Genomic DNA, 12,998 nt, shown 5'->3' with positions numbered 1-12,998 from the left:
CGGCGATGGCGCAGGGATTCGCGCGCTCTGCAAGAATCCGACGAAACTGTAGACTTGTCTGACTTTTATCCCTGTGCGGTGGCGTGAATCGGTCGACTCGCGGTCTCCTGCACACCGAGGACGAGGAAGCAGCCCCGCCATGGTCGACGCCGACGACACCCCCCTTCCACCGCGCAATCCGGCCACCCAACGCCGGGCGCTGTGGCTGCTGGTCTGCGCCGTTGCGGTGATCCTGGCACTGGAATCCTGGCAGGTGTGGCGCAACTACCAGAATGCCTTCGCCAGTGCCCGCAGCGACGTCGGCAACATCGCCGTGGCTGCCGCCCAGCACGCCGATGACGCCATCAAGGAAGCCGATTCGCTGCTGGTCAGCATTCGCGATCGCCTGGAGGATCAACCCTTCGAGCAACTGGACCGCCTGCGGGTGCATCGCCTGCTGGCGCGCCAGGCCGCCCTCCTGCCGCAACTGCACGGGTTGTTCGTCTACGATCGCGACGGCGAATGGCGGGTGACCGACAAGAGCAGCGAGCCGCCGCGGGCCAACAATGCCGATCGCGAGTATTTCCAGTTTCACCGGCAGCATCCGGCCGATGTGCTGCACGTCGGCGCGGTGATCGAGAGCCGCAGCACCCACGAGCTGATCATCCCGGTGTCGCGGCGCCTGGAAGACCGCGACGGGCGCTTTGCCGGCGTCCTGCTCGCCACCATCCGCCTGCAGTATTTCGTCGACTACTACGAGCGCTTCAAGCTGGATGCCCGGGGCGCCATCACCCTGGCGCTGGACGACGGCACCCTGATGGTCCGCCGTCCCTATGTGCCCGAGCACGTCGGCACCCCGCTGGCCGATGGTGAGCTGTTTCGCCAATACGTGAACCAGGCGCCCAACGGTACAGCCCTGGTGCGCGCCATGCTCGATGGCCAGGAGCGCCTCTATGCCTTCCAGCACCTGGAGGGCTATCCGCTGGTGGCCCTGGCCGGTATCTCCCGGCGCGACATCCTCGCCGGCTGGCGCCAGGACATGCTGAGATCGGTGACGGTGGTCGGCCTGATCATCCTCGGCATGCTGGTCTTCGGCTTTCGGCTGCTCCGCGAGATCCGCGCCGGGGAGCGCAGCGCGGCAGCCCTGCGCCAGGCCCACGACGAGCTGCACCTGCTGACCCTCAAGGACAGCCTCACCGGGCTGGGCAATCGCCGCCAGTTCGACAACCTGCTGCCGGTGGAGCTGGCGCGCGCGCAGCGCAATGGCCAGCCGCTCAGCCTGCTGATGATCGACATCGATCACTTCAAGGCCTACAACGACCACTATGGCCATCCGGCGGGGGATCGCTGCCTGCAGGCGGTGGCCGGCGTGGTGGCCTCGGCGGCGCGGCGCCCGGGCGACCTGGCGGCGCGCTATGGCGGCGAGGAGATGGTCCTGCTGCTGCCCAACTGCGACGAGCACGGCGCCCAGCGCGTGGCCGCCACGGTGCAGGAACGCCTGCAGGTGCTGGAAGTGACCCATGCCACCAGTCCCTTCGGCCGCATCACCGTCAGTCTCGGCATCGCCGTGCAGCCGCCCGGGCAGACCCCGCCACCCCAGCCCGCCGACCTGCTGGCCAGCGCCGATGCCGCGCTCTACCGGGCCAAGCACCTGGGCCGCAATCGCTCCCATCCGCCGCCGGAGGCGGACGTCAGCTAGAGCCCACTGGGTGCAGGCTAGCCACCTTCAACCGCAGATCATGCCGCCGCGGTGGTGCACCCGGTCCTTGCCGGCGCGCTTGGCCTGATAGAGCTCGCCATCGGCCTGCTTGAGCAGATCCGAGGGCTGATAGCCCGGGGCGAGGCGCGCCACCCCGGCGCTGAAGGAAAAACAGCTGCCGGTGCGGGTGTTGCTGCGGATATCGTCCAGCAGCGCCTGCAGCCGCTGCGCCAGCTGGCGCTCGTCCTCGGGCTTGAGCAGTACACCGAACTCCTCGCCGCCCAGGCGCCCGAAGCGTCCATCCGGAAAGTGCTTTATCAGGATACCAGCCATCTCCTTGAGTACCTGGTCCCCCACGTCGTGGCCGAATCTGTCGTTGATCCGCTTGAAGTCATCGATGTCGAGCATGACGAAATACCAGGATGGCGAGCCATCCCGGCAGACCTGCTCCATGTCCAGCATCAGCGCCCTGCGGTTGCTGATCCCGGTGAGGGCATCGGTTTCCGCCTGCAGCCGATAGCGTTCCTTGAGTTCTAGGGTGCTGGCGACGATGCGTACGAAGGTGGCATTGAGCAGCAGCCCCAGTGCCAGGCTGGCCCCCAGCATCACCCAGAACAGCGGCAGGGCCGCTGCGGTGATGTTGTCCAGTTCGCCATAGAACAGCAGCAGCCAGACCGCGCAGGCGGCGATGCCGTAGTCGAGCACATGGGAAAACAGAATGGTAGAGCCGAGGATGATGACGATGGCCATGGGGATCATCCAGGCATAGCCGGCCTCGCCCATGCCCAGGATCTGGAAGCGGAAGGCCAGGGCCTCGAACAGCACGAACACCAGGGCGAACAGGCGCCAGACGGCAAAGCGCCGGGCGGTGGTCATGGCCAGGCAGGAGCCGATCATGCCGGCGAAGGCCAGCCAGCCCCAGGCCGGCACCCCGGCGGTCAGGAAGGGATTGATCAGCACGCTGATCAACCAGCCCAGGATGCCGGTGCTCTGCGCCAGCACATTGGGTAGTTGCAGCATCTGGCGAATGTGAGTCTGGTAAGTCATTGCACAACTCGAACGCCAAATTTAGTGGCCAACTGATATCACCTGATGCTATCCCATTCAGGGCCCGTCGTCGGCGGAGAGCGGACTCAAGAAAGACAATAGACGTCTGATCATCGCTTCGCCTTGGACAAGACCGCATAGGACCACGGCCGCACGCGAACCAGGCAAACGGACGGCGGCGAAATGACGCCACCGGTCAGCTCGCCCTGCAAACCGGCTCGCCCGGCCCGCTAAGCTCTTCGCTCGTGGATCTTCGACTAGGCTTGGCAGTGCCCAGGCCGTCGTTCATGCTTTCGACGACTCATCAGCTCCCACCATCGGTAAAGAACCAACCAGGCGCCATCATGGAAATCGATGCTCTGTTCGATCACCTGCATACCCTTCCCAGCATTCCCAAGGTGGCTCAGGAGCTGATCCAGCAGTTCGACGATCCCGACAGCAGCATTGAAGACGTCGCCCGCAATCTGGCGCTGGATCCGGTACTTTCGGCCAAGGTCCTGCGCCTGGCCAACTCGGTGCGCTTTCGCGGCGTGCGCCCCTCGACCAGCATCGAGGGCGCGGCCATCCGCCTGGGCTTCGACGCCCTGCGCACCCTGGTCCTGGCTTCGGCGGTGACCGCCGCCTTCCGCCACAACCCCAGCTTCGATCCGCGGGATTTCTGGCAGCACAGCTTCGACGTGGCCAGCATCTGCCGCGTCCTCGCCCGCCAGGCCGGTGCCGATGCCGAGACCGCCTTCACCTGCGGCATGCTGCACAGCATCGGCGAGCTGCTGATCAGGACGGCGGCGCCCGATATCGCCGTGCGCATCGACGCCGAGCAGCGCGCCCCGGTGCCCGCCGACCAGGCCATCGGCTTCGGCTATCCGGAGGTGGGCGCCGAGCTGGCCCGTCGCTGGCAGCTGCCGGTGGTGATCCAGCATGCCATCGCCTACCAGCTGCACCCCCAGGATGCGCCGGAGGATTCCACCCAGGCGCGCATGGTCGCCCAGGCGCGATTGGTGTCCTCTGTCCTGCGTCGTCATGGCGGCATCAACGACCAGGCCAAGGCGGCCCTGGCCAATCCCCTGCTGGAAGGCGTGGATCTGGAGCTGCTGCTGGGCGAGCTGCCCGAGGTCATAGAGGCAGACAAGGCCTTCGGTACCCTGATCAACTGACCGGCCGTCCCTTGCCGGGCCAGCGCCACCGCCTGGATCACAAATCTGCCAGCCGGTCATGGCAAAAGTCGAACGGGTACCGCAAGAATCGGTCGAAGCGTTATAGCTGACAGGAGTGATTGCGATGGCCGAGCCGCTGAAGTTCACGGATGCGAACACCATTATCAAGGGCGCTTTTCAACCGATGCTGTGCGCCATGACCGCCCAGGATCCGGCGACCTTCAACGTCGAGGTCTATGCGCCCAACGGCACGGCGCTTCTGCAACGCCGCATCGCCCGGGTCGATCTGCTGGACAACTCCCTGCTGGAAGCCTTCATCTGCGACAGTCGCGCCCGTATCGAGCGGGCAACCCATGAGCGACTCGACTGGCAGGTACGCTACACCCGCGCCTCCTGAAGCCGCTTCCTGCGGTCAGATGCCAACCAGCCCAAAGGCGCCCCGAGAGGCGCCTTTTGCTTGACCCTCAATCGTTGAGCACGCGCTTCTGCTGACTGCCCTGGGCCTTGGTGGCCGGGGTCTTGTCGACCTTCTTCTGGGTCGAGGGCGTGGCGCTGGAGGTGTCGTCCGCGCTGTCCCTGTTGCTGGTGTTGGAGCTGCCCGGCGCGCCTATGCCGTTGCCGGTCACCCCGGCGTCGTTGTTGTTGCTGGCGGCCAGGCTGGGACCGGCCACCAGGGCCAGGGCAGCGCTCAGGGCAAGGATCAGCGGGGTCTTGCGCATCTTGGTGTCCTCCGGCCGCGAAAGGAAGGGTGTCGCGGGCTGCACCCTGCTGGTTAGGCCAAAGGCCGGGCCAAGCGTTCCCACCTTCCTATAGACTAATGGCCATCCCCGCCGTACCTCGACAGGTGCGGCCGTCGCGTTCAGGAGTTGCCGTGAAGCACCGTTACCTCATCGTCGATCGCACCGCGCTCGATACCCCCGCGCTGTTCGACTATCTGGCCGAGGCGCCGCAGCACCGCGTCATCGTTTCCGGCGGCACGGCCGAGCAACTGTTCGCGGCGGAGCTCTGGCCGCGCCTGCGCGAACGCCTGGCGCCCCACGCCGAGCGCTTCTTCTTCGCCGATTCCAGCGGTCCGCTGCTGCAGGCCGAACTGGAAGGCCGCAAGCCCGGCCTGCTGGATCGCGAACTGACCCTGGCCTTCAAGCAGGCGGTGACCGCCGATGCCGAGGACGACCGGGTCCTGACCCGCATTCGCCGCGAATTGCTCGACACCGATGACGACTACCAGGCCAACCGCCGCATCTTCCTCAACAGCCTGCTCGGCCAGATGCGCCGCGCCCTGCCGGCGGGTGCCGTGACCGCCGGCAACTGGCAGGACGCCGTCCGCCAGGCCATCGCCGCCGCCCAGCAGGGCCTGGCCAAGGGCTTCGCCCCCGGGCTGGCCGATGCCCCCTTCAAGGTCTTTCTCAAGGCCTATCCGCTGGCGGCGCGCTATGTCGCCCAGCTCGCCGTGCTGCTGATCACCGCCGGGCGCCAGGACAACGACGTTCTCATCGATCGCTTCGTCGCCCAGGATCCGGCGCTGGTCGCCACCCTGTTCGACGGCCTGCTAACCGAAGACGATGACCAGCGCCAGGCCTACACCGCCCTCAAGCGCACCCTGGATGCCCTGGGGACCGGTGGCCAGGCGCTGCACTGAGAGTCTAGAGGCGCTCCAGCAGCGCCGGCAGGATCACCCCGGCCGCGCCCAGCAGTTGCCAGTCATGGCTGAAGTCCACCGCCGGCTGCGGATCGATGCGGACCACCGTGGCGCCCTGCTGGCGCGCCACCCCTGGCAGACTGGCCGCCGGCTGCACCAGGCCGGAGGTGCCGACCACCAGGCAGAGGTCGCAGCGCTCGGCCAGGGCCCAGCGCTGGCCAGGGCCTCTTCCGGTAGCGACTCGCCGAACCAGACCACGCCCGGCCGGGCCAGGCCGCCGCAGGCGGGACAGCGCGGCGGCGCCACGAGCTGCTTCGCCGCTTCCGGCAACGCCGGCGCCGTCAGCGGTCGCGCGCACTCGAAGCAGCGCGGCGCGTGCAGGCTGCCGTGCAGGTGGATCACCGCGCGACTGCCCGCGCGCTCATGCAGGTCGTCGACATTCTGGGTAACCAGGTGCAAGCGGCCGTGCCTGTCGCCCCACTGCGCCAGGGCGCGGTGGGCCGGGTTGGGCTGGGCGGCCAGCACCTGGGCGCGGCGTCCCTCGTACCAGCTCCAGACCCGCACCGGATCCTCGATAAAGGCCTCGGCGGTGGCCAGTTGCGCCGGGTCGAAGCGCGCCCAGAGCCCGGTCAGGGCTTCGCGAAAGGTGGCGATGCCGCTTTCCGCCGACACGCCGGCACCGGTCAGGACCAGCACCTCGTCGGCCTGGCGCAGGTGGTCGAGCAACACCGCCGGCAAGGCGGCGAGTCCGTTTCGACAATCGATGGGATCGGGCATGGATGCGTTGACTCCTGACATCTGCGGCAAAACAACAGGGTCTTGCGGACCGCGAAAAAGGCCAGAAGTGTGACGCTACTCGACGGATGGTGAGTCCACTCATCGTTTTCCGGGGAACTGAGGTTCACCCTTTTCGCCACAGGCCGATAATCCGGGAGTCCGCGTCCGATGTCGCTCCGACCCTAACGGTATGTGAATGAAGAAGTCCGTCGTTTCCAAGTATCCGCGCCTGCTCGTCGCCGGCGCTCTGGCCCTCGTCACCGTCCTCGGCCTGGCCAGCTGGCTGTGGCTCAAGCCCGCCACGCCGGCCCCGACCGCCACCGCCATGCTCGCCAGCGTGCAGCAGGCGCCCGAACACTGGACCGGGCAGCCACGTGACCTCTCCGTGCTGCTGGCCGATCTGCGCGCCCAGGCCATCAGCGGCGCCGTGATAGGGGATCACACCCTCTACATAGACACCACCCGCGGCGAACACTATGCCGTGGCCGACAACGGCGGCCGCATCGCCGATCGCCTGCTGGCCGACTACGCCACCCAGGCCGAGCCGCTGTTCCCGGTCGCCACCTGGAGCGAATCCGGGCAGCGCCATCCCTGGCTGGACGCCCTGCTGATCAACCTGCCGGGCTATCTGCTCCTGCTGCTGCTCGCCGTGCCCCTGGCGCTGCGTTTCGCCAGCCCCTTCAAGCTGCACCGCAAGGGCACCGGCATCTCCTTCAAGGACGTGGTCGGCGCCGCCGAAGCCAAGCGGGCGCTGGAAGACGTCACCACCTGCCTGCGCAATCCCAAGGCCTTCGCTGCCCTGGGTGCCCGTCCGCCCAAGGGTGTGCTGCTGACCGGCGAACCCGGCACCGGCAAGACCCAGCTGGCCAAGGCCCTGGCCACCGAGTGCAACGCCCACTTCATCCAGGTGACCGGCAGCGACTTTTCCTCGATGTTCTTCGGGGTCGGCATCCAGAAGGTCAAGTCGCTGTTCCGCACCGCGCGCAAGAAGGCGCCCTGCATCATCTTCATCGACGAGATCGACGGCATCGGCCGCCGCGCCGAGCAGTCGCGCTCCAGCGATGCCGAGGCCAACCGCATCATCAACCAGTTCCTCACCGAGCTGGACGGCTTCGACGGCACCAGCGGCGTGCTGGTGCTGGGTGCCACCAACTTCGCCGATTCCCTGGATCCGGCGCTGCGCCGTGAAGGTCGCTTCGACCGCACCATCGCCGTGCCGCTGCCGAGTCTGGAAGACCGCCGCGCGCTGTTCGAACTCTATGCCGGCAAGCTGCCCTGCCAGGGCGAACTGGATCTGGCCGCCCTCTCCCGCGGCACCGTGGGCCTGACCCCGGCGGCCATCGCCTACATCAGCAACCACGCCGCCCTGCTGGCCGCTCGCGAGAACGCCAGCGCCGTGACCATGGCCCACTTCGTCGAGGCCATCGAGACCTGCCGCATCGGCGAGCAACCCGTCGGCGTCACCCCGCTGGGTTCGGCCGAGCGCACTCGCATCGCCGTGCACGAAGCCGGTCATGCCCTGGTCGCCGCGGTGCTCAATGTCGGTCGGGTGGAAAAGGTCACCCTGCTGCCCCGCGGCCAGGCCCTGGGTGTGACCCTGATCACCCCCACCGAAGACAAGCGCCTGCACCTGAAATCGGAACTCGAAGGCCGCATCCAGATGCTGCTGGCCGGTCGTTGCGCCGAGCAGCTGTATTTCAACGAGGTTTCCTCGGGCGCCGCCCAGGATCTGCAGGAAGCCTCCAAGCTGGCGCTATCCATGGTCGCCTCGCTGGGCATGGGTCCGAGCGGCTCGCTGCTGAGCCTGCAGGCCCTGCGCGATGCCGGTATCGAATTCGACGCCGCGCCCAGCATCGCCGCCGCCGATCAGCTGCTGCACAGCCTGGATCATCGCTGCCTGGCGCTGATCACCGAGCTCAAGCCGGCGCTGGACGACATCACCGACCAGCTGCTGCGCGACGAGACCATCCCCGGCAGCGCCGTGGCCGAAGCCATCGCCCGCGCCAGCGGCCTGGAAGCCTGCGGCGCCCTCAATCGCGCCCTGGCCTTCGTGCCGGAGCGTTCGACCGACCCGCGCGCGGGTGACGGCGAACGCAGCATCGCGGCCGCCTTCAAGGGCGAGTGATACCCGCGACGCCTTGCAACGAAAAAGCCCCGGCCCGCCGGGGCTTTTTCATGTCAGCGCCTGGGCAGGCCTCAGAGGATGTTGGCGTAATCCGCCTCGATCCGATCCAGACTCAGGTGGTTGAGGAAGTTGGAGAAGCACATCCAGGCCGCCAGGGCGTTAAGGTCCTGGAATTGCGCCGGCAGGTACTTGGGCGGTACCACCACGCCTTCGTCCACCAGCTGACGCAGGATGCGCATGTCTTCCAGGGTAGTCTTGCCGCAGAACAGCAGCGGGATCTGCTCCAGCTTGCCCTTGCGCACCGCCAGCTGGATGTAGTTGTAGATCAGGATGAAGCCCTTCAGATAGGACAGGTCCTTGGTGAAGGGCAACCCCGTCGGCGTCGAGCCGCGAAACACCCGGCTGGCGTTCTGGTAGCCCGATTCCAGGTCGTAGCCCTGCTCCTGGAAGAAGCGGAAGACCTCGAGGAAATCGGCGCCGTCCTCGGCCAGGTGGATGGCGCGGGTGCGATTGGTCAGCTTGCGCAGCCGGGTCGGATAGGAGGCGAAGGCGATCACCTCCATGAGGATAGCCAGGCCTTCCTGGGTCACGGTGGACGACGGCGGGCCCTTGGCCAGAAAGGTGCAGATCGGCTGGTTCTGGCCATTCAGGGTGGTGCCGACGTGCACCAGGCCTTCATGGACCTCCAGGGCGCGGACGTCGCGCTCGTTGAACAGGGCGTCGGCGCGCACCTTGATGTAGTCGGCGCCGGCCGCGGCGTCGGCGACGATGCCGTCGGATTCGAACACCCGGATGGTGCCTTCCGTCTCGCCGAACACCCGGTTGAGCCGCGCCTGCAGGATGGGCACGGCGTCCTTGGCGGTCAGGGTCTTGGGTTCGTCTTCCAGGGCGCCGCGATGGGCGATGTTGTCCAAGTAGCTGGACATCATCATGCCCAGGTCGGCCAGGGTCGGATCGCCGGCGTGGAAGGCATCCGAGGCCGCGCCATAGAGTTCCTGGGAGATCAGGCCGAAGTCCGGGGTGCCGCGCGCCTGCAGCATGCGGATCACCATGCGGTATTCGCGGCACATGCGCCTCATGATCTGGCCGACCGGATTGAACTGGCCGAGCTGGCGGGTGACCTCGCGCTCGATGCTCTGGAATTCGCCCTTGAGCGCATCGCCGTCGAAGCCCAGCGGCCGCCCCTCGTAGAAGGCGCGATCCACCGCCGGCAGGCGCTTGCCCTTGCCCTCCAGGAAGCCCTGGCGCACGCCGTCGTCCCACTTCACCGCATCGAGGATGCGGATCGGCGCCTGGGCCGCGACGATGCGATCGGACAGCTGGCGAATGGTCTGGTGATAGGGATCGAGAAAGGGCTGGCGGGCATTCATGACGGCAACCGGGCGACGGGCAAGGCTTCAAGGATGGCCGCTGCCGCGTCTTTTGCCTAGGTTGCGCGACATCCGACCTGCCGAGTCGCCCTATTTGGCGAACAGCTGGCTCATGTCCTTGAAGGCCTTGAACTCCAGGGCATTGCCGCAGGGGTCGAAGAGAAACATGGTGGCCTGCTCGCCGACCTGGCCCTGGAAGCGGATATAGGGCTCGATGACGAACTGCGTCTCACGTGCCCGCAGACGGTCGGCCAGGGCTTCCCATTCGTCCCAGCCCAGCACGATGCCGAAGTGCGGCACCGGCACGTTGTGGCCGTCTACGGCGTTGGTATGGGCCTCCTCCTGGGACGCGGTCTTGGGGTGCTCGTGGATCACCAGCTGGTGGCCATAGAAGTCGAAGTCGACCCAGTGGTCGCTGGAGCGACCCTCGGCGAGGCCGAAGACGTCGCCGTAGAAATGCCGGGCGGCGGCCAGGTCGTAGACGGGAATGGCGAGGTGAAAGGGCGACAGGGCCATGGTGGGAAATCCTGTTGAGGGGGATGCAGCCATTCTCACCCCAGGTTTTCCTGTGCATGAAGCGCATTTTCCTGCCTCCGAGCGACAAAAATTTTGTTGCTCGGCAGCCAGGCTCGCTACAGTGACCGCCCCGGACTGCAGGCCACTCCCATGCTTCGCGAATTCAAGACCCTGCTCGCCGTGGCCCGCCATGGCAGCTTTGCCGCGGCCGGCCTGCACGTGGGCCTGACGCCCTCGGCGGTGAGCGCCCAGATCCGCAACCTGGAGCAGCACCTGGGCGTGAAGCTGTTCGACCGCAATGGCCGCAGCGCCCTGCTCAATGCCGCCGGGCGTCGCGCCCTGCCGCTGGCCGAGGAAATGCTCGCCACCTATGCGCGCATGGCCGGCGCCGGCGAGGAGATCCAGGGCGAGTTGCGCATCGGCGCCATCGCCAGCGTCCAGACCGGCCTGCTGCCCGGCACCCTGGTGCGGCTGCGCCAGCAGGCGCCGCGCCTGGAGCCGCGGCTGGTGCCCGGCGTCTCGCTGGCCCTGCTCAGCCAGGTGGATGCCGGCGAACTGGATCTGGCCATCCTCATCCGCCCGCCCTTCGAACTGCCCAAGGAACTGCACGCCACCACCCTGCTGCAGGAACCCTTCGTGCTCATCGCCCCGCCGGACCTGCCCGGCGACGATCCGCGCCTGCTGCTGGAGACCCAGCCCTTCATCCGCTACGACCGCCACTCCTTTGGCGGCCGGCGGGTCAGCGCCTTTCTGCGCGAGCAGCGCCTGGCGGTGCGCCAGGTGCTCGAACTCGACGAACTCGATGCCATCGTCAAGATGGTCGAGCACGGCCTGGGCGTGGCCCTGGTGCCCTGCGCCGGCCTCTGGCTGGAGCATCCGCGGGTGCGGCAGCTGTCCCTGGGCGCCCTTACCTTTCACCGTGAATTGCAGGTCATCGCACGCCACGCGGGGCGTGATCTGCCAGCCGTGGCACTGTTTCGCCGCTGCCTGACCGAAGCCGTGTCAGAACAGCTGCACCAGCAGCCAGTACAGTGAAGCGGACAGCGCCATGGCCACCGGCAGGGTGAGCACCCAGGCCAGCAGCAGATTGCGCACCGTCGCCCACTGCAGTCCGGAACCGTTGGCGGCCATGGTCCCGGCCACCCCGGACGAGAGCACATGGGTGGTGGAAACCGGCAGGCCGAAAGCGTCCGCCGCGCCGATGGTGCCCATGGCCACCAGCTCCGCCGAGGCGCCCTGGGCATAGGTCAGGTGGGTCTTGCCGATACGCTCGCCGACCGTGATGACGATGCGCCGCCAACCGACCAGGGTGCCCAGGCCCAGGGCGATGGCCACCGCCACCTTGACCCACAGCGGGATGAAACGGGTGGCCTGGTCGATCTGCCGCTTGAATTCCCGGAGATCCTCCTGCGCCTTGGGCGCCAGCCCCGGCAGGTGCTCCTTTTCCAGCAGGCGGATGGATTCCGAAGCCAGGTACATGGCGTTGCGCACGTTGGGCATGCTTTGCGCCGGGACGTTGTTGAGGGCGCCGTACTGGCGCACCTCGCGGGCGATGTCGTCGGTGATGGCCGCGAGCGCAGGCAGCACCTCGGGATTGCTCTGCCGCTTGCGCACGAACTCCAGCAGCACCCCATGGGGATCGGCCGGCGCGGCCTGGGGCGCCGCCTGGCGCAGCCCGCTGGCGGTGACCTCGGCCACGGCGGCGAAGGCCGGCGTCGCGGTGGCGGGTACCGCTCGATTGAGCGCATAGGCGGTCGGCAGGGCACCGACCAGGATCAGCATGATCAGCCCCATGCCCTTCTGGCCGTCGTTGGAGCCATGGGCGAAGGACACCCCGGTGCAGGTCAGGATCAGCAGGCCGCGGATCCACGGCGGCGGCGGCTCGGCGCTTTTCGGCTCCTGGTAGAGCGTCTGGTCGCGCACGATCCGCTTGAGCAGCACCAGCAACAGCGCCGCGCAGACGAAGCCGATCAGTGGCGAGAACAGCAGCGCATAGCCGACCTTGGCCACCTGGCCCCAGTCCACCCCGCTGCTGCCGTCCAGGCCGCCCAGCCAGGCGTGCATCAGGCCGACACCGATGATGGAGCCGATCAGGGTATGGGACGAGGACGCCGGCAAGCCCAGCCACCAGGTGCCGAGATTCCAGATGATGGCGGCGATCAGCAGGGCGAAGATCATGGCGAAGCCCTTGCCCGCGCCCATCTCAACCACCAGGTCCACCGGCAACAGGGCGATGACGCTGAAGGCCACCGCGCCACTGGAGAACAGCACCCCGAGGAAGTTGCAGAAGCCGGACCAGAGCACCGCCGCATTGGGCGGCAGCGAGTGGGTGTAGATGACCGTGGCCACGGCGTTGGCGGTGTCGTGGAAGCCGTTGACGAATTCGAAGCCGAGGGCGATCACCAGTGCCAGCGCCAGCCCGGCAAAGGGCAACCAGGTGGTGGGCGGGGACTGGGTATCGCTGACGTCGTTGTGGATACCGCCGAGGGTCACCGCCAGACCGGTCAGCAGCAGCACGATGAACAGCACGATCCGCAGCGGACCGGGTTTGCGTGAACTGTGCAGGGGATGGGACAGCGGCGACAGGGAAGCGGCTGGACTGGACGAAGGCATTGGGGCGAACTCCGACACGGGATCCACCCACCCTGCGCTGCCGGCATGACGTTTTTACGTCAGCCAGATGGCCAGACGA

Annotated in this window: 11 protein-coding genes and 1 pseudogene; 6 read left to right on the top strand and 6 right to left on the bottom strand. The window is 67.4% G+C overall.

Features of this window, described 5'->3' with window-relative positions:
• Positions 1 to 139: 139 nt before the first annotated feature.
• The gene (locus QKY98_RS11640; protein ID WP_108582962.1) at positions 140 to 1,678 is read left to right on the top strand and encodes a GGDEF domain-containing protein; all 1,539 of its coding nucleotides are present in this window, start codon (positions 140 to 142) and stop codon (positions 1,676 to 1,678) included.
• A 27-nt stretch (positions 1,679 to 1,705) separates the two neighbouring features.
• Here QKY98_RS11640 and QKY98_RS11635 read toward each other — a convergent pair whose 3' ends face one another.
• A complete protein-coding gene (locus tag QKY98_RS11635) occupies positions 1,706 to 2,725 on the bottom strand; it encodes a GGDEF domain-containing protein (protein WP_284670959.1) in 1,020 nt (339 codons plus the stop codon).
• 341 nt (positions 2,726 to 3,066) lie between these two features.
• Here QKY98_RS11635 and QKY98_RS11630 point away from each other — a divergent pair, with 341 nt between their 5' ends.
• Together QKY98_RS11630 and QKY98_RS11625 are read left to right on the top strand one after the other, a co-directional pair.
• On the top strand, positions 3,067 to 3,879 hold the full coding sequence (locus tag QKY98_RS11630; protein WP_284671178.1) for an HDOD domain-containing protein: 813 nt from the start codon (positions 3,067 to 3,069) through the stop codon (positions 3,877 to 3,879).
• A gap of 124 nt (positions 3,880 to 4,003) precedes the next feature.
• Positions 4,004 to 4,276 (top strand): DUF1652 domain-containing protein, encoded by a 273-nt coding sequence (locus QKY98_RS11625; protein WP_007162578.1) that lies wholly within the window; start codon positions 4,004 to 4,006, stop codon positions 4,274 to 4,276.
• Between the two features lie 67 nt (positions 4,277 to 4,343).
• Here QKY98_RS11625 and QKY98_RS11620 read toward each other — a convergent pair whose 3' ends face one another.
• A complete protein-coding gene (locus tag QKY98_RS11620) occupies positions 4,344 to 4,598 on the bottom strand; it encodes a hypothetical protein (protein WP_007162579.1) in 255 nt (84 codons plus the stop codon).
• Positions 4,599 to 4,750: 152 nt separating this feature from the next.
• Here QKY98_RS11620 and QKY98_RS11615 point away from each other — a divergent pair, with 152 nt between their 5' ends.
• Positions 4,751 to 5,518, top strand: coding sequence for a hypothetical protein (locus QKY98_RS11615; protein ID WP_108582963.1), 768 nt, complete (start codon positions 4,751 to 4,753; stop codon positions 5,516 to 5,518).
• 4 nt (positions 5,519 to 5,522) lie between these two features.
• On the opposite strand, the pseudogene QKY98_RS11610 reads toward QKY98_RS11615, so the two are convergent.
• Positions 5,523 to 6,295: pseudogene (locus QKY98_RS11610) on the bottom strand (SIR2 family NAD-dependent protein deacylase).
• A 196-nt stretch (positions 6,296 to 6,491) separates the two neighbouring features.
• Here QKY98_RS11610 and QKY98_RS11605 point away from each other — a divergent pair.
• Positions 6,492 to 8,420, top strand: a complete 1,929-nt coding sequence (locus QKY98_RS11605; RefSeq protein ID WP_027599065.1) for an AAA family ATPase — start codon at positions 6,492 to 6,494, stop codon at positions 8,418 to 8,420.
• Between the two features lie 71 nt (positions 8,421 to 8,491).
• Here QKY98_RS11605 and QKY98_RS11600 read toward each other — a convergent pair whose 3' ends face one another.
• Positions 8,492 to 9,790, bottom strand: coding sequence for a flavohemoglobin expression-modulating QEGLA motif protein (locus QKY98_RS11600; protein WP_007162583.1), 1,299 nt, complete (start codon positions 9,788 to 9,790; stop codon positions 8,492 to 8,494).
• A gap of 90 nt (positions 9,791 to 9,880) precedes the next feature.
• Entirely contained in the window at positions 9,881 to 10,306 is a 426-nt protein-coding gene (locus QKY98_RS11595; RefSeq protein WP_027599066.1) for a VOC family protein, read from the bottom strand.
• Positions 10,307 to 10,456: 150 nt separating this feature from the next.
• On the opposite strand from QKY98_RS11595, the gene QKY98_RS11590 reads away from it, so the two are divergent.
• Entirely contained in the window at positions 10,457 to 11,341 is an 885-nt protein-coding gene (locus QKY98_RS11590; RefSeq protein ID WP_284670958.1) for a LysR family transcriptional regulator, read from the top strand.
• On the opposite strand, the gene QKY98_RS11585 is transcribed toward QKY98_RS11590, so the two are convergent.
• Entirely contained in the window at positions 11,309 to 12,919 is a 1,611-nt protein-coding gene (locus tag QKY98_RS11585; RefSeq protein WP_042138251.1) for an inorganic phosphate transporter, read from the bottom strand. The genes QKY98_RS11590 and QKY98_RS11585 overlap by 33 nt on opposite strands.
• Positions 12,920 to 12,998: the final 79 nt, after the last annotated feature.

It is taken from the genome of Pseudomonas sp. HR1 (assembly GCF_030175875.1).
GTDB classification, from domain to species: domain Bacteria; phylum Pseudomonadota; class Gammaproteobacteria; order Pseudomonadales; family Pseudomonadaceae; genus Chryseomonas; species Chryseomonas oryzihabitans.
This window is presented reverse-complemented; position numbering and strand designations above follow the sequence as displayed.